Consider the following 20,539-nt stretch of genomic DNA (forward strand, 5'->3'; position numbering starts at 1 on the left):
ATTTAGTATAAATATATAGATCTTATTTAGAACAATTATAAATAGTATTGTTAAATCGTGATTTCTATCTGATTACCTTCCGGGTCTAGTACAACACTTTCATAGTAACCATCGCCGGTAGTTCTAGGTTCGCCGGCAATTGTAAATCCGTCTTCTCTCAACTTTTCAGTTAAAACATGTACTTGCTCTTTTGAGCCTACGGACATGGCAAAATGTATAAATCCGGTATCTAAAGCATTATCAGAAGCGGCAACAATAGTTGGTTTATGCATAATTTCTAAACGAGCACCATCGGTAAAACTTAAAAAGTAAGAGGTAAATTCTTTCCTAGGATTATGATATTTTTCTCCTGCTACAGCATTAAAATACGTTTCATAAAACAATCGCATAGCTTCTAAATCGGTCACCCAAATAGCAATATGCTCTATTCTCATTTAATGTCCTTTAGCTTCAATTGCAAACTCACATTACCTTGCCATTCATTTTCATCAATAGAGAAAACAGCGCTAAAAGGTTTTCTACCCGTTACTAATGAAAGTTTATCGCCCATATTAAAGCCGATACCATCAATTCTATGACTGTCTTGCTGAACCACAGAAACTTTTAAATGTGCTTCTTCTTTACCTACACCTTTTGCGTAACCAGTATCATGTAAATCTTCTGCCATAAATATTGGCGACATATTACCGGGACCAAAAGGGGCAAATTGCTTTAGAATTCGCATTAACTTAGGTGTAATATCTTTTAATTCTATTACGGTATCTATTGTAATTTCAGGTATCAACATTTGTGGGTCAATACTCTCTTTCACCACCTTCTCAAACTGATGCTTAAAATTATTATACTGCGCTTCTAATAAGGTTAAACCTGCGGCATATTTATGCCCGCCAAATTGTTCAATATAATCTGCACAACCTTCTAAAGCATTGTACACATCAAAACCTCTAACTGATCTTGCCGATGCTGCCAACTTATCGCCACTTTTTGTAAAAACCAGCGTTGGTCTATAGTAGGTTTCCGTTAACCTTGATGCTACAATACCAATAACTCCTTTATGCCAAGTATCTTTATAAACTACAGAAGTAAAACCTTCTTCCTCCTGATTTTCTTGAATTTGCCCTAGTGCCTCAATCGTAATTTCCTGATCTAGCCCTCTTCTATCGGTATTGAATTTTTCAATTTCAGAAGCGAATTGTATGGCTTGATTCATATTGGTTTCGGTCAATAAGTTTACTGCATATTGACCATGTTTCATTCTACCGGCTGCATTAATTCTAGGTGCAATAATGAAAACCACGTCTGTAATGGTAAGTTCTTTCTTATTGATTTGATCAATAATAGCTTTAAAACCGATTCTAGGTCGCTGATTGATAACTTGCAAGCCATAAAAAGCCAATATTCGATTCTCTCCAGTAATCGGTACAATATCCGCTCCTATCGCAGTCGCCACTAAATCAAGGTAATAGATAACATCGTCAATAGTTTCTCCTCTACGTGAACCTAAAGCTTGAATCAATTTAAAACCTACTCCGCAGCCACACAATTCATCATACGGATATGAACAATCTTCTCTTTTTGGGTCTAAAACTGCTATTGCACTCGGTAATATTGTACCGGGTCTATGGTGGTCACAAATGATAAAATCGATTCCCTTTTCTTTGGCATACGCTACTTTGTCAATTGCTTTCACTCCACAGTCCAACGCAACAATCAATGTAAACCCATTATCCTCTGCAAAATCGATTCCTTTATATGATACTCCATACCCCTCATCATACCGATCCGGAATATAAGTTGCCACATTAGGATAGTAGCTTAATAGATATGATGACATTAAAGCTACGGCCGTAGTACCATCTACATCATAATCACCATACACCAAAATGTTTTCTCCGTTGGCAATGGCTTTTTCAATTCTCTCTACCGCAATATCCATGTCCTTCATTAGAAAAGGATCATGTAAATCTTCTAACTGCGGACGAAAGAAATTCTTAGCCTCTTCATAGGTAGAAATACCTCTTTGCAATAATAGCTGCGCCACCAAAGCATCGACATTTAACGCATCGGCTAAAGCATCGATATCTTTTTGTTTCGGTTTTGGTTTAATTGTCCAGCGCATTCTAGTCAGTATTCAGTTTACAGTTTCAGTTGGCAGTTCTTTAAATTCAAACTCAAATATCAAATTTCTCAGTTGGCAGTATCAGTTGTCAGTATTTAGAGTATAATCGATATCGTCTTTGCGAGGCACGAAGCAATCTCTCAATTAGCTGTACCAAACAAACAGATTGCTTCTACCGATTGCTATCGGAATCGCAATGACGTCTTATTTTGTATGAAAAACAGTCTCAATCTCTAGCTCGGCAAATTGTCTGAACATCTCCATTACTCCGCAATATTTTTCGACAGATAGGTCTACTGCTCTTTGTAATTTTTTCTCGGCTAAATTTGCGCCATGAAAATGGTATTCTATAACTACTTTGTCATAAAACTTAGGATGCTCATCTGTTAGGTTTGCGATTGTTTCTATGTGAAAATCATCTACTTCCAGCTTCATCTTCTTGAACATTGCCGCGACATCTAAGCCAGAACAACCAGCTAATGAAGACAACATCAATGCCTTTGGTCTTAAACCACTACCATCACCACCGTCTTCTTTTGCAATATCTATTCGTAAAGAATGCCCTGAAGGATTATTACTTTCAAAGGACATGTTGCCCAACCACTTTGTGCTAATATGATTTGTTGTACTCATAATTTTATGTTTTTTGTAGGGTACAAAAATACGATAATATAGGCTGTGTTAGTGGTAAGATAAAACACAAGTGCAAACTCAAAAATCAAATTCAATTTTTGTTTGGCTGTTGGCTGTTGGCTGTTGGCTGTTGGCTGTTGGAAAATAAAAATCGTTTTTTAGAAGTGCAAGACTAACTGTTTCTATCAAAACTTTTTTCCAGTTGTCTCTGTTGTCAGTTTGAGTAGTTTTTAATTCAATTTTTCATTGACTTGAAAAATGCATGCCCGCCGGTTAGGAGGGTATCTATAACCCTTCGGCTGAGTTCAGGACATCGCCTTTAGAACATGATTGCTTCTCGATACTAATTTTCTCGTGCCTCCAAAATTCACTCGAAGTGACATTGAAACCTTCAATACAAATTGTTTTTATACATCTCAAAGTCAAAAAACATAAAAATTTCAAGCAATATTTCTGTAGTTTATTCTTTTTATCCAATTACCCACAACTAGTTTAAAATCAATTACTTAAATTCTATTATTAGCCACTATCAGTCTATTTGTGTTTTATATATAGATGAATTGGTTTTATTACCGATTTTTCATGTTAAACGAAAAAATATTGATAAAAATTAGAAATGGAAAAGTTCTTAACGCAAAATTTTAAAAACATCATTGCTTTTCTTTTAATTGTAATTAGCCTAATTATTCTCTTAGGAGGAGACGCGAAAATTTCAAATAATCTTCAGAATTGTTTGTACGGCTTAATAATAGCTTGTACAACATACTTATTCAAATGAACATCTTAAATAAGTTGGAAGGAAAATACATTTACAAATCAATTCGTTTGATACTATTATCATCTGTAATACCAATCATCATAGTTTTTACCATGCTATTAATTTTTGTTCCGAACAGGATATTTGAAATTTTGAGAATTATTAATTCGTTACCCTTTTTGTGAACAGGAGGTCTTTAGATTAAATTTAAAGGATAATCTAAAATAAGCAGATTGCTTCGTGCCTCGCAATTGCGTTTTATTTTAAAATCTTAGCCACTAATTTCTGCAACTCCCCAACAACCTCATCTTCAAACCATGGATTCTTTCCTCTCCAAAAATGATTTACAGGTGATGGATGTGGTAAGAGAAAAAACTTTGGCAGGTATTCTTTATAGTGCAATACATTCTCCGTCAAGTTCTTTTTGGCTTGCTTACCTAAGTATTGATCTTGAGAGTATTTACCGATCAGTAAAATGAGCTGTACATTTTTGAATTGGTCCCATATCTGAGAATGCCATAAGGGGGCACATTCTTTTCTAGGTGGTAAATCGCCGGTCTTTCCCTTTCCCGGATAACAAAAACCCATGGGTAACACTGCAAAATTATCAGGGTTATAAAATACCTCTTCGTTTACACCAAGCCACTCTCTAAGTTTTTTACCACTTGGGTCATCCCAAGCTTTGTTTTCAACATGGGCTTTTCTACCCGGCGCCTGACTTACCAATATAATTTTAGAATTGTTAGTACCCGCAACAATAGGTCTTGGTTCTAATGGCAAATGTGCCTTACAAACCTCGCAACCTCTTATTTCAGCTAATAATTCTTGCACGTTATATTTCTATTGAATTAAATGTTTATAATAAATACTAACGAATTACCTTCTAGCCATGATAAATTAGATTGCCTCTAAAGCAACTTTAATGCTTCACCATCAAAAGACAATCCTTCAAAACCTGTTTCCATAAAGTTTCTAATATTTTGATGAGAGCTTCCTTTAAGGTCTAACAATACCTCATCAAAATAATATTGACCAAAACAAGTCAAAGTTTCTTCTTTTGAAAGTCCTTCTTTAATTGCAAAAGAGAACAATTTACACGAACCTGAGTTCTGACCAACCTCATTTCTAACTTTACCATTGGTATAAGCGGTTGGTGTAAATGCATATTTAGAATCGATAGCCACCATAGTCTCTGAAAAGGAAATCTCTCTAGGACTAATAGCTAATTTTTTCTTGAATTCTTCTAGGGTCATGGTTGGTTATTTAGATTTTTAAATAGTCATCAAATTAAATATTGATATTCAAATATAATGAAACCCTATTTTTTACTTCAACTTTTCCTTCGTTCAAATTTTGAGATATTGGTAACATACTTGAAATGCCCAATGCATACCTGTTGTAGTTTGCCTCTAGCCCAAATCTAGCAAAATACACATCGCCACCTGTGTCAGGAACAGCAAAATCAAACTCTTTATTTTCGGCGAAGAACTCTGCTCCCAAACCTGCTTGTGGAGTAAGCGATACCGATGGAGACAGGTAATAGGTTTTATAGGTATTCAATGTTGCATTCCATTGATTTCCGAACAAATAATTTTTACTGTTCTCCGTTTTTATCGTGTAGTTCAATAGGGCGGCAAAACCCCAATTTCTATGTGTAATACCATAATTTGCAGCTAAAATATAATCCCAACTTCCCGTTCCTAATTGAAAACCAGGGTTAACACTGCCTTCATTATTGGCTGCATCAAAAGTTCCTGTTGGTAATTTTATACCTCCGCCAATTTGTAAAGCATGTTCTGGTTTTATTGAAATTATACTATCGGCAGTCTGCTTAAGTACATTGTAATATGCTAAAACCGTAGCATCACCAATACCGTTTATAGTCTGCTCTGTATTATCTACAAATGTTCTATTGTGTGAATGATAGGGGAGTATGGCATTTACCAAAAATCTGTCTCCAATCGGGAATTTTCCCCACGCCTGTACGGTATTGAAATTCTCATTTATCCATGGCGAATTATCAAAAATACCATCGCGAGAACGGTACTTCTGACCAATATATCTAAGTCCTACAAAGTTATTATTCAATCCGGTTCCAAAACCCATACTTCCTCCATTGCCACCACACCCACAGGTATCGCAGAAATATTCATATGCTGTATTTTTCCAGATACACTCGGTTGTTTCTTCTGGTAAATCATTTGCTTGGGCAGTAAAAAATCCGCCAAGCACAAGTATACTTATTATTATTTTTTTCATTTTTTAATATTCTGAAAATCGTTCGTCATTTATAAAAGTATCATCCGTCAAAATTTCAAAAAAAGCTAATAATCCCTCTTTTTCTGTATCATTTAATGCTATTCCTAATCCGTCATCGGTGCGTAAAGAATCATCCAACGTTTCTGATTCTATCATGCCATTGGTATAAAAATTCAATACCGATTCTAGACTTCCAAACCTACCATCATGCATGTAAGGCGCGGTCAGTGATACGTTTCTTAAACTTGGCACTTTAAATTTATAATTGTCACTATCGCTACCGCTCACCTCGGCTCTGCCAATATCATTTAATTGTGGATTTGGTGGCAAGCCATTGTTTCTAAAACTGCCATCGGTAAATAGATCAGTTGCGTGACATGTAGCGCACTTCTGTTGAAACACTTCTAGACCATATGCCTCTTGCTCAGTCAATTCTCCTCCTTCTTCATTCCGCACATATTTATCATACTTAGAATTAGAAGAAATCATCATGACCATAAACTGAGATATCGCTTTTAGAAAGTTCTCGGCATTTACGCCACCTTCCTCAAAAGCCATTTCAAATTCTTTTTGATACTCGGCATCTGCTATCAGTTTATTGATAACCCCTGTCATGGTTTCACCCATCTCCACTTCATTAGTGATAGGAATTATTGGAAAGAGGTCTAAATGCGATGTAGCACCATCCCAAGCGAATTCATTAAAGAATGCCATATTAGATATGGTAGGCGTATTTCTTGTACCCTCCAAATCATTTACACCGTGACTAAACTGATGTCCGTGGTGAGTGAAAGCAGAACTCTGTTCATGACAAAAGCCACATGATATAAACCCACTTGAAGATAGTTTACCATCATAGAATAATTTCTTACCCAGCTCAAATCCTAATTGTGTTGGCGGATTAGCCTCAATATCATAAGTCAATTCAGGAAAATTCTCTGGAACTTCTACCGTTAAAAGTGTGTTCTCAATAACCACATAATCATCATCATTACAAGACACCAAAAACACGGACAGTAATACCCAAAATAGATATTTCATCTGTTATATTTTAAAGTAGGGTCGCCCAAAATGAGCGACCCCCCTAATTAATTTAGTGTGAATGTTCCGAACCGTTGTGTACGTGATCAACAGAAAACATGCTTGCAGTATTCAAAGCAACTTGTGGCGACTTTTCTTCGCTTACCATAATAACCGATTGCTCTGTAAGAGACAGTTTATTTTCTCCATCTAAAATAGCATTGGCATCTGCTACCAAATGTATAATAGGCGACATTTCATCGCTGACCAAAGCATCTGTACCCAAGCTTAAGGTTACTTCTTTGTAGTTGTCCAAACTAGATCCGTGGCTACCCATGTGTACTTTAAAATCTGTTGCCTCAGTAATAGTTTCCGAAGTAAAAGTCCCTTCAAAATTTAGAAACTTATAACCCGCTTGCCATGACCACATCATATTGGTTTCTTCGGCTACAGTCAAAAAATCTCCTTGACCCTCTGCTCCTTGAAGATACTTTTCTTGGTCTACACCTATACCAAAAGTTATAGACACATAATTACCTGCTGGTATATTCTCTAACAAGACTTCCGTACTACCCGTTTCTTCACTAGTTACAAAATAGCTATCGTCTTTATCGTATGTAAAAACTTCACCTTTGTCATTTGTTAGACTGAAATTACTTACAATGTAATTTAACCTAGTTATTGTCAAAGTTTCGTTCTGCGAGTTGGTATAACTTGAAGTTGCCAATAATAGATCGTCTGATCCTACACTGTTATCAAACTCAAGAGTTACACTGTTTGTTCCCGTTAACTCTGCTACCGCGTCATCATCGCTACTACAGCTTACGAATACACTTAATACTAGGGTTACTGCAAAAAATTTATATATAGATTTCATCTGTTGATTTATTAATTATTCGGATATAGTACGAGAAACTGTACCTCTGCTTTTAAACAAAAAGTACAACTACGCACTACACCTTAGTTTATGTAATGGTTTCACCTAATTACAATGCATTAGGCATGATTTTAAAATAATTGATTGTGTACACGACTACAGATTTTGTGTCGTGGTGTGAGCATATAACAGCATCTGCCTTTTAAATAAGGCATACCTATGCTAAGTTGTACTTTAAGATAAGGAGTTAGGTGGACGAAAAACAGCTGATATATACTGCTGCTCGTTTAAGTTAGGATGTATTGAAACCACTCTTGTTTCAACAATCGTACTTTGAAAATTACAATCAAGAATGCTTACAAACCCAATTGGGTATTCACGAAGGTCAGCAGACGGAATATCTTGATGATCTTCTTGCTGCTGCTTTTTAATCAATTGCGAGAGGTAACATTTACCATCGCAATTTAGCATGGGCTTATCTTTATTGATACACAGTACTTCGGCAATATAATCTTGATTAATTACATATTCCAACACAGGCAAGACCGGTTTTACCATCGCAGTGAGGTATAACAAGATAAACGTGTATGTGAGAATTTTTTTCATTAATCGCCACGAAGATAATTCTGATTTTGAAATTTTCTTAACTCTTTATTAGAATTAACACTTAAATCTTTAGAATTTTATTGTTTCTACTTATTCCCTCCAACAATAATAACAATTTCCCCTTTTGGTGGTTTTTCGGTAAAATGCTTTAGAACTTCTTCTGCAGTACCACGAACAGTTTCTTCGTAAAGTTTGGTAAGTTCCCTTGAAACGGAAACAGGTCTTTCAGCGCCAAAATATTCCACGAAATTCCCTAAAGTCTTTAATAGCTTATGCGGAGATTCATAGAAGATTATAGTACGTGGCTCTTCTGCCAATAACTTTAAACGTGTTTGTCTTCCTTTTTTTACGGGCAAAAACCCTTCAAATACAAACTTATCATTAGGTAAACCACTATTGACCAATGCCGGTACAAAAGCTGTTGCCCCTGGCAAACATTCAACTTCTACACCTGCTTCAACACAAGCCCTTGTCAAAAGAAATCCGGGATCGGAAATTGCCGGTGTACCCGCATCTGAAATTAATGCAATATTTTCTCCTCCCTTCAATTTTTCAACCAAAAAATCTACCATTTTATGCTCATTGTGCATGTGGTGACTTTTCATTTGCGTACCAATTTCAAAATGATGCAAGAGCTTTCCGCTAGTACGTGTGTCTTCCGCCAGAATTAAATCCACCTCTTTAAGAACCCTAATAGCCCTTAAGGTCATATCCTCTAAATTACCGATCGGTGTAGGTACTAAATAAAGTTTTCCCATGTATTAAAAGTAAAAAACCTCAAAGCTCGCTCGCGAGGTATAGTATTGAAAATTTAATTTAGATTCCGATGCGATAATTAGAGCATTTAAATCTTAATTATAGCGTAAAAAACCCAACACTGGTGCTGGGTTCTTAATACAAATATTGTAATTATTAAGAGAATCTACGCGATACCAATTCAATAAAGCGTGCTTCAAATGCTTCTTTGCCTAACCAATTATTATAGTCTGGCTTTACCATATTCTTAATAAACGCAATAGACCGTTCTTCAGTATCTATGGTGTTTAATTGAGATAGTACGCGGTTATAATCTTCCATACTATCATTGAACAAATGCTTTACAAATGCCAAGCGGTCGTTCAAATCTATTTTTACGTTACTTTTTGCCAAACGATCGTTCAATGATTTTGGTAATGCTTCCGCCTGCTTTAAGTCTTCTTTTGAAGGAGTAAAAAGCTCTTTGTCATTCTTCATTAAATCTGGCTTTGACATAAACTCTGTCAAAACATCTTCTAATTCATCCTTGCTAGGCATTTCAGAAACAAACCCTTTAATAGTATCCATACCCGGGTACTGGATAATATCTTCCTCATGCGGATTATTTTCCGGCACTCCTGTATTTCCTTTCATTACGGCATTCGCCATTTCCTCGAATTTTGCCGCAATGGCATTTTTAGAAACATCGACTTCCATATCATTAAGTTCTACCTCTATGAACTTAAGCACGGCAAGTTTCTCGTAAAGGTTTTTAGAAACCTCGTACAGTTTTGTTACATCATCTAAATTATCGGCAGTCAAAATTTCTGTAGATAACTTTCTCAATTCCAGTTTCAACTTATTTTTCATCTCACAATTTTTACGGTAAAGACCTAAATAGCGGGTTTTTTAAATACCTTTATCATCTTTAAAGAATAACGAAAAACCGATTATTTTCGTCTAAAATTACAAAATGTTTCTTGAAAACACAGTTAATCATAAAGAACAATTCGGCTGGATAGAGGTCATTGCCGGATCTATGTTTTCTGGAAAGACAGAAGAATTGATCCGTAGACTTAAACGAGCGCAGTTTGCCAAATTAAAGGTTGAAATCTTTAAACCGATGATAGACACTCGTTATGATGATGAAATGGTAGTATCGCATGATGCCAATGAAATACGCTCCACACCCGTACCCGCAGCTGCCAATATTCGCATTCTTGCAGATACCTGTGATGTAATCGGTATTGATGAAGCTCAATTTTTTGATGATGAAATAGTTACCGTATGTAACGATCTGGCCAACAAAGGTGTTAGAGTAATTGTCGCGGGGCTAGATATGGACTTTAAAGGAAAACCTTTTGGTCCCATGCCTGCTCTTATGGCTACTGCAGAATATGTTACTAAAGTTCATGCCATTTGTACTCGCACGGGCAATTTGGCAAATTACAGTTATAGAAAATCCAGCAACGATAATTTAGTGATGTTGGGTGAAGTAAATGAATATGAGCCTTTAAGCAGAGGTGCATATTACAAGGCTATGCTTAAGGAAAAGGTGAAAATCATGGATGTAAAATCCGAGGAGGTCGATTCTCTCAAAAAAAAGCAAAATGGCTAAGGCAGAAGAGACCATTTTAGAAATTGACCTAAAGGCACTTGGACATAATTACAAGTATTTACGCTCTAAAATTAAGCCCAACACTAAATTTATGGCAGTAGTAAAAGCCTATGCCTATGGCAGTGATTCTGTAGCTATTGCCAAACAGCTTGAAAATTTAGGTGCCGATTATTTTGCAGTAGCTTACGTGAACGAAGGCATCACGCTGAGAGAAGGTGGTATTACCGCTCCTATCTTAGTTCTTCACCCCCAGAAAGTCCATTTTAAAACGCTCATAGAAAACAATCTTGAGCCAAGTGTATATTCTAAAAATATACTGTCGGATTTCATTACAACAGCCAAAGAAATGGATAAGACAGATTACCCTATTCATTTAAAATTTAATACAGGACTAAATAGACTTGGATTTTCTGCGGATGATTTACCGGAAATCTCTACGCTTATTCAGCAACAAAATTCAATAAAGGTGATTGCGCTATTATCGCATTTAGCAGCCACCGAAGACCCTAATGAGACCGACTTCACTAACCTTCAATTAGAACGGTTTGATGCTATTTGTAAAAAGGCAGATATTCTATTGAAAACCGAGACTCTAAAGCATGTGCTAAATACTTCGGGTATTATAAATTACCCACATGCACAGTATGATATGGTTAGAAGTGGAATTGGACTATACGGTTATGGTAACGAACCACATGTAGATGCTGATCTACAACCCGTAATGACTTTAAAAACAATTATTTCTCAAAAGCATGTTATAGTAACAGGTGAATCTGTTGGTTATAATCGTAAATACAAATCTGATCATAAAACTGTAACCGCTACCTTGCCTATAGGTCATGCAGACGGTATTGGTAGAGAATATGGCCGTGGTAAAACTTATGTAAGTATACACGGTCAATTAGCACCTATAGTCGGTAACGTTTGTATGGATATGATTATGGTCGATGTCACTAATATTGAATGCGAAGAAGGAGATGAAGTAGAGGTTTTTGGAAAAAACCTTTCTGCAAACAAATTTTCAGAAACAGCCCAAACCATAACGTATGAGCTACTTACGGGACTTTCTCAACGTATTAAACGAGTTTTAACAAATTGATTTTGTTAACATTTATTTAAGGGTTATTTTTTTTTAGTAAATTGCCGTACTTATTATATTAACCATTAATAAAAACATTAGAACATGTTAAAAGAATTTAAGGATTTTATTATGACAGGTAATGTCATAGATTTAGCCGTAGCCGTATTACTTGCAGGTGCTATGGGATTAGTAGTTAGCGGATTTGTTGGCGATATTATGATGCCAATAGTAGGTCACTTCAGTGGAGGTGTCGATTTTGCTGACTTAAAAGTAGTATTAGATGAGGCTGTAGTAGGTGCTGATGGCGCTGTTGCTAAACCAGAAAATGCAATTCTTTATGGTAAATGGATAAATGCAATTATCAACTTGATCATCGTTGGTTTTGTATTGTTTATGATCGTTAAAGCTTACAACAAAACTAAAACTCCACCAGCTCCAGTAGAAGAGGCTCCAAAAGGACCAACTGCAGAAGAGTTATTGGCAGAAATAAGAGATGCTTTAAAAAAGTAATCTTAAATAATACTCCCTAGCACTAGGGTACCGTTGCACAGCAACTTACATTAATTAAAACCGTCAACTTTGTTTCGCTAACAAAGTTGACGGTTCTTTTTTATAGCACACTTTCCTAATTACCTCTTCATACTCATTTGTTATATTTTAAACAATTTGTTATATTTTGATTATTCTACTCTTTTTTACTTGTGCAAGTACCAGTAATACGTATTTTTGCCGCTTAATATAATTGTTTTACAAATGAAAGTAGCTGTAATTGGTGCCACAGGCATGGTTGGCGATGTAATGTTGAAAGTATTGGCAGAACGTAATTTTCCATTATCGGAGTTATTATTGGTAGCCTCTGAACGTTCTGTAGGTAAAAAGATGACCTTTAAAGGAAAAGAACATACGGTTATAGGCTTAGCTGATGCGGTAGCCGCAAGACCAAATATTGCCATATTCTCTGCGGGTGGTGACACCTCTTTAGAATGGGCTCCTAAATTTGCAGAAGTAGGAACTACGGTAGTAGATAACTCCTCTGCCTGGAGAATGGACCCAACCAAAAAATTGGTTGTACCTGAAATCAATGCTCATGAGCTTACGGCAGAAGATAAAATCATTGCAAACCCTAACTGCTCTACCATTCAATTGGTAATGGCATTGCACCCTTTACACAACAAATACAAAATGAAACGTGTGGTTGTTTCTACCTATCAGTCGGTTTCCGGTACTGGCGTAAAAGCAGTAAAACAATTGGAAAATGAAATTGCCGGCGTGCAAGGAGAAATGGCTTACCCTTACCCAATTGGTAGAAATGCATTGCCTCACTGTGACGTTTTCATGGAAAACGGATACACTAAAGAAGAAATGAAATTAGCTCGCGAACCACAGAAAATTCTTGATGATCGCACTTTCTCAATTAGCGCAACAGCAGTACGTATACCTACCGCTGGTGGGCATTCAGAATCTGTAAACGTAGAGTTTGAAAATGATTTTGAGCTAAACGAAGTGCGTCGTTTGTTAAATGAAATGCCTGGTGTTACAGTTCAAGATAATCCAGACACCAACACCTACCCAATGCCAATCTATGCTCATGATAAAGATGAGGTTTTTGTTGGTCGTATACGTAGAGATGAAACGCAAAGAAATACTTTGAACATGTGGATCGTTGCAGATAACCTTAGAAAAGGTGCAGCAACAAACGCTGTTCAAATCTCAGAATACCTAGTAGAAAAAGGCTTAGTATAATTTATACCTTTTACAACGTTAAAACCTTCAAAACTTCACTGTTTTGAAGGTTTTTTTATGGTATTTTAGTACAAACTGAACTACTCATGAAAAAAGTAATACCAGCGCTACTTGTCTTTGCGCTAATCTCTTCCTGTAAAAACGAATCTAAACCTGAACCTATTACTGTGAATTATCCTGTTACCGCAAAAGTTGATACTGTAGATACTTATTTTGGAACCGAAATTAAAGACCCCTATCGTTGGTTAGAAGATGATAGAAGCCCAGAAACAGAAGCTTGGGTAAAAGAACAGAACAAAACTACTTTCGGGTATTTAGAACATATTCCCTTTAGAAATGATCTAAAAAATCGTCTTGAAAAACTATGGAACTATGAGAAATTAGGTTCTCCATTTAAAAATGGCGACTATACCTATTTCTATAAAAATGACGGACTGCAAAATCAATATGTAGTGTACAGAGCCAAAGGTGATGAAGAACCAGAAGTTTTTTTAGATCCGAATACATTTTCTGAAGATGGCACAACTTCTCTCGCAGGTTTAAGCTTTACTAAAGATGGCTCATTGGCTGCCTACCTTATTTCTGAAGGTGGTAGCGATTGGCGAAAAGCGATAATTTTAAATGCCGAAACCAAAGAGATCGTTGAAGACACCCTTATTGATATTAAATTCAGCGGACTCTCTTGGAAAGGTAAAGAAGGCTTTTACTATTCCAGCTATGATAAACCAAAAGGTAGTGAGCTATCGGCTAAAACTGACCAACATAAAGTATACTATCATAAATTAGGTACTTCTCAAAAAGATGATGAACTTATATTTGGTGGTACTCCAGCAGAAAAGCATCGTTATATAGGGGCCTATGTTACCGAAGACAATAAATACCTACTGATCAGCGCTTCTGTTTCTACCTCTGGTAATAAATTATTCATCAAAAATTTAGAAGACCCTAACGGATTACTTATCCCCATGGTTGAAGACACCGATTCTGACAACTATGTTATTGACAATATAGGATCTAAACTGTATATCGTTACCAATAGAAATGCACCTAACAAGAAAATAGTTACGGTTGACGCTGCTAACCCTGAGGCAAAAAATTGGGTAGATTTTATTCCGGAAACGGAGAACGTACTAAGTCCAAATACTGGTGGCGGTTACTTTTTTACCGAATATATGGTAGATGCCATTTCTAAGGTAATTCAATATGATTATGATGGTAAACTTATTCGTGAAGTAGAGTTACCTGGTATAGGATCCGTTGGTGGATTTGGTGGTGATAAAGAAGATAAAGAACTGTACTTCTCTTTTACAAATTACAACACACCCAGTTCTACCTATAAATACGATCCCACAACCGGTGAATATGAATTGTACTGGAAACCTGAGATAGATTTCAATCCTAATAACTATACTTCAGAACAGGTATTTTATGCTTCTAAAGATGGTACTAAAGTTCCCATGATCATTACCTATAAAAAGGGTACGGAATTAAACGGTAAAAATCCAACCATTCTATACGCCTACGGCGGATTCAATGTAAGCTTGACCCCGTCTTTCAGTATCGGTAATGCCGTTTGGATGGAGCAAGGCGGAATTTACGCTGTACCAAATCTTCGTGGTGGTGGTGAATATGGCAAAAAATGGCATGATGCAGGTATTAAAACTAAAAAGCAAAATGTTTTCGATGACTTTATTGCCGCTGCAGAATACCTTGTTGAAAACAAATACACTTCAAAAGAATACTTAGCTATTCGCGGAGGTTCTAATGGCGGATTGTTAGTTGGTGCCACAATGACGCAAAGACCAGATTTAATGCAAGTAGCCTTACCGGCAGTAGGTGTAATGGATATGTTGCGCTACCATACATTTACGGCTGGTGCCGGATGGGCTTATGATTACGGTACCGCAGAAGACGATGATGAAATGTTTCAGTACTTGAAAGGATATTCACCTGTACATAATGTAAAAGCAGGTACGGCTTACCCTGCAACGTTGGTTACAACTGGCGACCATGACGATCGAGTAGTACCTGCACATAGCTTTAAGTTTGCGGCAGAACTTCAAGAAAAACAAGTAGGTACAAACCCCACTTTAATACGTATTGAAACAAATGCCGGTCATGGGGCGGGTACACCTGTAAGTAAAACTATAGAGCAATATGCAGATATTTTTGGCTTTACACTTTACAATATGGGCTATACCGAGCTACCTAACAAAAGTGTTTTAAAAGAATTTAAGGAGTAATTACTATCTTAAATCAATAAATTATTGAAAAATCCGTTTCAAATTGGAACGGATTTTTCAATTTTACATTCCTAAGAATAAAAACATGTTACGAGTAGAGAATCTATCATTTTCATATGATAAACTTCCAGTTTTAGAGTCCATTGATTTACGTATTCAACGTGGAGAGCATGTGGCTATTATTGGTGAAAGCGGATGCGGCAAAAGCACCTTGCTAAAACTAATGTATGGTTTAATGGATCTAGAACAGGGCGAAATATTCTGGGAAGACGAACAAATTTTAGGTCCTGCATTTCATCTGGTTCCAGGTATGCCTTTTATGAAATACCTGTCTCAAGATTTTGATTTAATGCCGTTCATTACCGTTTCTGAAAACATTAGCCAGTACTTATCCGTATTTTATCCTGATGAATTAAAAGAACGAACTCAAGAGCTATTAGAGATGATAGAGCTCACCGAGTTTGCAGATAAAAAAGTAAAAACCCTAAGTGGTGGTCAACAACAACGAGTTGCCTTGGCTAGAGTATTGGCGCAAAAACCAGAAGTGCTGCTTTTAGACGAACCGTTTAGTCATATCGACAATTTTCTTAAAAACAGCTTGCGTCGAAATATTTTCAATTACTTGAAAGAGAATCTTATTACTACCATTGTTGCCACGCATGACGTGCATGATGTTTTACCTTTTGCGGACCGCGCGGTTGTTTTACGTGATAAAGAAATTATAGCCAGGGCAAGACCTATGGAGCTTTATAAAAATCCTAAAAACTTGTACGTAGCCTCTCTTTTTGGCGAGGCCAGTATGATTTCTATAGATGTGCTGAAAACCTATGCGAATACCAAAAGAAAGATTATAGTATATGCACATGAGTTTCGCGTATCACCTTCTCAAGGCTTTCATGTTACCGTAGAAAAAGCATACCCAATGGGCAGTCATTACCTAACAGAAAGTAAAAGCGATGATGACGAAACCATCTTCTTTAACGCAGATAAACTATACCCTAAGGGGAAGGAATTGTTTTTGAATGTAGCCATTGAAACTATCAATCAACGCATACAAGAAGCCGCTGCTAATTAATACAAAAGCGAGTTGTGAACAAAGAACAAATTCTTACCGAATTACAATTTAAAGCCATTAGAAGTAGTGGTCCCGGAGGTCAGCATGCCAATAAAGTTTCCTCTAAAGTAGAATTAACTTTTCATATTGGAGCTTCGGCCGGACTAACAGAACGCCAGAAAAAAAGGGTGCTTCTGAAACTAGGTAACAAACTGAGTAAAGAGGGCTTACTAATTTTACAGTGCGATGAATCTCGCAGCCAACATAAAAACAAAGAGTTGGTTATTAAAAGATTCTTGAAACTTATAGAAAAATCTTTAGTAGTACCTAAAGCAAGAAAGAAAAGCAGACCCACTAGATCATCTATTGAAAAAAGATTGAAAGGCAAGAAAATCGCTTCTTTAAAAAAGCTGAATAGAGGTAAGCCAGACTACTAATATGTAAATCCATTTATGCGAAAATGGAATAGAATACAAATACGGTTATGGCTCCTGTTAGACCAAGCACTCCAGTGCCTAAGCCAAAAAGACGATACCCTGTCTTTACATTCATACGGCTCATTTGCGTTACCACCCAAAAGAAACTATCGTTTGCATGAGATATTACAGCAGAACCCGCACCAATAACAACTACGACTAGAGCTTTTTGTATTTCGGTATCAAAACCAAGTGATGACATCATCGGCATTATTATGGATGCTGTTGTTACCAATGCCACCGTTGAAGAACCTTGCGCTGTTTTCAACGCTGCCGCTAAAACAAAAGGCAAGAAAATACCCATATTATAATCGGTCAATGTTTGCCCTAGAATTTCTGCAATGCCGGAATTCTGTAATATTTTACCAAATATGCCACCTGCACCTGTAATCAATAAAATAGAAGCAGCATCTTTAATTGCTTTACCTACCCAACCAGCTGATGAGAGCATATCATAATTTAATTTTTTAGGCAAGAGCAGGCATAAGAATACGCCAATTAATAACGATATAACTGGCTCACCCACAAAATTGATAAAATCTAATAGTCCGTTTTCTTGTCCGATATCCATGGAGTTTAGTACGGACTTCAAAACAATTAGAAAAATGGGAACCAGAATGGGTATAGATGCTTTTAAAGCACTGGGCGAATCTTTAATTTCTTGTTCTGCTTCTAAAGCATCTTCAACATCAGGCGCTATCATGGTTTTAGATGCATATTTCTTAGCGAATATGATTCCGACAATCAAGGCGACAATACTTGTTGGAAACCCAAAGGCAATAACCAAACCTAAATCTGCACCAAGAATACCTGCTGCAGCTATAGGACCAGGAGTTGGCGGCACCATTGTATGTGATGCCATTAAACCCAAACCTAATGCTATTGCCGGACCGGCAATTGATATTTTAGCTTTCTTGGAAAGACTTTTATTCAAAGGATGTAGCAGCATAAAACCACTATCCGCAAACACCGGAATAGAAACAATATAGCCAATGATTCCCATTGCCATGGTTACCCGTTTCTTCCCTATTATACCCAATACTTTCTCCGCAATGGCAAATGCCCCACCAGTATGTTCTAGAAAAGCACCAATGATGACCCCAAGAACTATAATCAACCCAATTTTACCTAGCGTTCCGCCAAAACCGTCATTTATAGAAACAATGATATCAGCATAAGGCATACCTGCAAAAACGCCGTATAAAATTGAAATGATGAACAATGCTAAAAAAGCATGAATCTTAAGCTTTGTCGTTAATATAATTATGGCAATGACTGCAAGAAATAGGTAAAATATTTCCATGATTGGTGGCTGTAATTATTAATTGAGTTGAACTAAGTAACAATTTAACCAAATCCTATTTAAAAAGTTTAGTCAAGTCTTTCTATTTCAGCAAAGCACTAATTTACTTGCAAGGAGTCTAGCTTCTGTAATAATTCGATTCTTTTATCATTCCACCATTCCTAATGCGATTCTTTCTCTAGTTGCTCATCTACAATTAGCATAGCGTCATTGACTTTACCTTGCTCTTCTAACCCAAGCATTTCATAATAAGCAAAGGTTTGTAACTCAAAAACATTCTTGGTTCTTTTTTCAAAATACTTTGATAATTTTTCAGTTTCCTGATAAAATTTTTTGTCTATTAGCGAATCAAGTAAATTGAATATTAATTCCGTATCCGTATGAAACTCCTCTTTTAACTCACTATTAATTGTTTTACTATAAAAGTTAATTGCAGCTTGAGAACCTTTTTTGATAGTAATGATTTGAAGTGTATCACTTATTAACCTTTTAGGTTCTGAAACTTTTTTTACGATTAATGGATTGTAAATTAAAGTAGCAGCCGCTGGTATTCCATTACCACCTTCCTTTCCATAAGCAATTGAATCTGGTAGAATAGCAGTTACCTCATCTCCTTCAACCAAGTAGTTATTTAGTTCTTCAAACCCATTAATCATAAAAGTTACCCCATGAATAAATCTAATAATGGAATCTTCTTCTGTGGATGTTGACCAAAAAATGGAATCAGATTCATTTAGGTACAAATCCATATATGCTTCCACTTTAGATCTCGAATGAATTGGTCTGCCGTCACCCTCTTTTAAAAAGATATATTTTAATCCACTAGCTGTAATTATTGTATCACCTAATATTATATCTCTTCTCTCCTCTTTCCCTCCCTGATTACAAGAACTGAATGAAATAATTAAAACAAAAAGAAGAAAGATCTTTTTCATATTAATAGTTGAAATCATATTACACCAACAATAGCCAACTCCTTACCATTAAAACTAAAAACATCGCCTACTTTCTTACCAAACACAAGTTTACCAATAGGTGTTGCGGCAGAAATACAATAGACGGACTTAGGTTTGCTTTTAAATTCTCCTGCAGATATAGCAATGTAATATATGAAGGTATCTGTGATGACCAAACTACCCAACCCTACCGTTGGGGCATTTCTGTCTTTTGGTACTTTTGAAAGTAATTGTTGTGTTTTTTCTAATTCCGCCAATTGCTGACCTAATTTTTCTCGCTCTAATTGTATCATTGCGCGACCAGTCTCATGCTTGTCACCAGCACTGCTTTTTGTCTCTGAGGTTAAGGCAGACTCTAATTCTTTAATTTGATTCTGTATTCTAGTTGACCTATCGTCAACAAATTGCAAGCAAAAATTATGAGCGCCATTCTTTAAGTTATCAAGTGATTCAGTTTCCTTCAATGTGATACAGATCTGCTAGTTTATAGATCAAGTAATTTACGATTTGATTATCACTTTCACCACCACTTATCATGTTTTGAATCTCTATTTCATTTTCAGCCTTAAAATAATCTAAATCACCAGAGCGATCATCACTAAAAATATTCCATGATTTAAGTCCGCTTAACATTGCTTTATGTGCTTCATAACGGTTTGTAATTGCTTGAACTTTTTTCTTATCTACCTTTACAGTAGATTCGGTATCGTTTAGCAACTTATAATCTGCCGTAATTTGAGCGTCTGCTTTTTCTGCTTCGGTAATAATTTTAAAGTAAGCTCTAGACACTAAAGATTCATACTTAGAATTGAAACCTGATTCCATATTATCTTCTGCCAATGCCACTTCTTCATCTGAACTGGCATATAAATCATCTTTAGTATATGAATTATCGGCAATAAGGGATTGTTTCCAAGCCTCACTTTTTATATGTTCTTTCCAAACTTTTGCATATTCTCGCTGGTAGTGGGTTTTAGACAAACCACAGCTATTTAGACATAATATTCCTATAACGGCCATTAGTGTAGCCAAAGTACTTCTTCTGATCAATGTTTTCAT

The 20,539-nt window shown here is 36.2% G+C and carries 22 protein-coding genes; 7 read left to right on the top strand and 15 right to left on the bottom strand.

Going from position 1 to position 20,539, the window contains the following annotated elements; all coding sequences use genetic code 11:
* Positions 1-50 precede the first annotated feature (50 nt).
* From P177_RS00150 to P177_RS00200, 11 genes are all read right to left on the bottom strand, one after another.
* Positions 51-434, bottom strand: coding sequence for a VOC family protein (locus P177_RS00150; protein ID WP_036150540.1), 384 nt, complete (start codon positions 432-434; stop codon positions 51-53).
* The gene (gene recJ / locus P177_RS00155; RefSeq protein ID WP_036150543.1) at positions 431-2,119 is read right to left on the bottom strand and encodes a single-stranded-DNA-specific exonuclease RecJ; all 1,689 of its coding nucleotides are present in this window, start codon (positions 2,117-2,119) and stop codon (positions 431-433) included. The genes P177_RS00150 and recJ overlap by 4 nt, the downstream gene beginning before the upstream one ends.
* Positions 2,120-2,323: 204 nt before the next feature.
* A complete protein-coding gene (locus P177_RS00160) occupies positions 2,324-2,752 on the bottom strand; it encodes an OsmC family protein (RefSeq protein WP_036150550.1) in 429 nt (142 codons plus the stop codon).
* Between the two features lie 1,015 nt (positions 2,753-3,767).
* A complete protein-coding gene (locus tag P177_RS00165; RefSeq protein ID WP_036150552.1) occupies positions 3,768-4,340 on the bottom strand; it encodes a uracil-DNA glycosylase family protein in 573 nt (190 codons plus the stop codon).
* A gap of 77 nt (positions 4,341-4,417) precedes the next feature.
* Entirely contained in the window at positions 4,418-4,762 is a 345-nt protein-coding gene (locus P177_RS00170) for a HopJ type III effector protein (RefSeq protein ID WP_036150554.1), read from the bottom strand.
* A 34-nt stretch (positions 4,763-4,796) separates the two neighbouring features.
* Complete coding sequence (locus tag P177_RS00175) at positions 4,797-5,768, bottom strand: transporter family protein (RefSeq protein WP_036150556.1); 972 nt, start codon at positions 5,766-5,768, stop codon at positions 4,797-4,799.
* Positions 5,769-5,771: 3 nt separating this feature from the next.
* Entirely contained in the window at positions 5,772-6,809 is a 1,038-nt protein-coding gene (locus tag P177_RS00180) for a cytochrome-c peroxidase (RefSeq protein ID WP_036150567.1), read from the bottom strand.
* Positions 6,810-6,861: 52 nt separating this feature from the next.
* Positions 6,862-7,665, bottom strand: coding sequence for an MbnP family protein (locus P177_RS00185; protein ID WP_036150569.1), 804 nt, complete (start codon positions 7,663-7,665; stop codon positions 6,862-6,864).
* Between the two features lie 234 nt (positions 7,666-7,899).
* Positions 7,900-8,223 carry a hypothetical protein gene (locus P177_RS00190; protein ID WP_051941655.1) on the bottom strand — a complete coding sequence of 108 codons (324 nt, stop codon included), beginning with the start codon at positions 8,221-8,223 and terminating at the stop codon, positions 7,900-7,902.
* 134 nt (positions 8,224-8,357) lie between these two features.
* Positions 8,358-9,029 carry a 16S rRNA (cytidine(1402)-2'-O)-methyltransferase gene (gene rsmI / locus P177_RS00195; RefSeq protein WP_036150572.1) on the bottom strand — a complete coding sequence of 224 codons (672 nt, stop codon included), beginning with the start codon at positions 9,027-9,029 and terminating at the stop codon, positions 8,358-8,360.
* Positions 9,030-9,183: 154 nt separating this feature from the next.
* A complete protein-coding gene (locus P177_RS00200) occupies positions 9,184-9,876 on the bottom strand; it encodes a hypothetical protein (RefSeq protein ID WP_036150575.1) in 693 nt (230 codons plus the stop codon).
* A 103-nt stretch (positions 9,877-9,979) separates the two neighbouring features.
* On the opposite strand from P177_RS00200, the gene P177_RS00205 reads away from it, so the two are divergent.
* The 7 genes from P177_RS00205 to arfB all read left to right on the top strand — a co-directional run bounded on the left by P177_RS00205 (position 9,980) and on the right by arfB (position 17,182).
* Positions 9,980-10,624 (top strand): thymidine kinase, encoded by a 645-nt coding sequence (locus P177_RS00205; protein WP_036150578.1) that lies wholly within the window; start codon positions 9,980-9,982, stop codon positions 10,622-10,624.
* Positions 10,617-11,723 carry an alanine racemase gene (alr, locus tag P177_RS00210; RefSeq protein WP_036150581.1) on the top strand — a complete coding sequence of 369 codons (1,107 nt, stop codon included), beginning with the start codon at positions 10,617-10,619 and terminating at the stop codon, positions 11,721-11,723. The genes P177_RS00205 and alr overlap by 8 nt, the downstream gene beginning before the upstream one ends.
* Before the next feature lie 84 nt (positions 11,724-11,807).
* Positions 11,808-12,215 (top strand): large conductance mechanosensitive channel protein MscL, encoded by a 408-nt coding sequence (mscL, locus tag P177_RS00215; RefSeq protein ID WP_036150583.1) that lies wholly within the window; start codon positions 11,808-11,810, stop codon positions 12,213-12,215.
* A gap of 243 nt (positions 12,216-12,458) precedes the next feature.
* The gene (locus tag P177_RS00220; protein ID WP_036150584.1) at positions 12,459-13,448 is read left to right on the top strand and encodes an aspartate-semialdehyde dehydrogenase; all 990 of its coding nucleotides are present in this window, start codon (positions 12,459-12,461) and stop codon (positions 13,446-13,448) included.
* 86 nt (positions 13,449-13,534) lie between these two features.
* Positions 13,535-15,691 (top strand): prolyl oligopeptidase family serine peptidase, encoded by a 2,157-nt coding sequence (locus tag P177_RS00225; RefSeq protein WP_036150587.1) that lies wholly within the window; start codon positions 13,535-13,537, stop codon positions 15,689-15,691.
* A gap of 85 nt (positions 15,692-15,776) precedes the next feature.
* Positions 15,777-16,766: an ABC transporter ATP-binding protein gene (locus P177_RS00230; protein WP_036150589.1), complete on the top strand. Its 990-nt coding sequence runs from the start codon at positions 15,777-15,779 to the stop codon at positions 16,764-16,766.
* A 14-nt stretch (positions 16,767-16,780) separates the two neighbouring features.
* Entirely contained in the window at positions 16,781-17,182 is a 402-nt protein-coding gene (arfB, locus tag P177_RS00235; RefSeq protein WP_036150592.1) for an alternative ribosome rescue aminoacyl-tRNA hydrolase ArfB, read from the top strand.
* Between the two features lie 13 nt (positions 17,183-17,195).
* On the opposite strand, the gene P177_RS00240 is transcribed toward arfB, so the two are convergent.
* From P177_RS00240 to P177_RS00255, 4 genes are all read right to left on the bottom strand, one after another.
* Complete coding sequence (locus tag P177_RS00240; protein WP_036150595.1) at positions 17,196-18,524, bottom strand: GntP family permease; 1,329 nt, start codon at positions 18,522-18,524, stop codon at positions 17,196-17,198.
* Between the two features lie 161 nt (positions 18,525-18,685).
* Positions 18,686-19,459 (bottom strand): FKBP-type peptidyl-prolyl cis-trans isomerase, encoded by a 774-nt coding sequence (locus P177_RS00245; RefSeq protein ID WP_167333082.1) that lies wholly within the window; start codon positions 19,457-19,459, stop codon positions 18,686-18,688.
* 14 nt (positions 19,460-19,473) lie between these two features.
* Positions 19,474-19,944, bottom strand: a complete 471-nt coding sequence (locus tag P177_RS00250; RefSeq protein ID WP_036150600.1) for a GreA/GreB family elongation factor — start codon at positions 19,942-19,944, stop codon at positions 19,474-19,476.
* A complete protein-coding gene (locus P177_RS00255) occupies positions 19,931-20,539 on the bottom strand; it encodes a hypothetical protein (RefSeq protein ID WP_036150602.1) in 609 nt (202 codons plus the stop codon). The genes P177_RS00250 and P177_RS00255 overlap by 14 nt, the downstream gene beginning before the upstream one ends.

This window comes from Maribacter forsetii DSM 18668 (assembly GCF_000744105.1).
Taxonomy (GTDB): domain Bacteria; phylum Bacteroidota; class Bacteroidia; order Flavobacteriales; family Flavobacteriaceae; genus Maribacter; species Maribacter forsetii.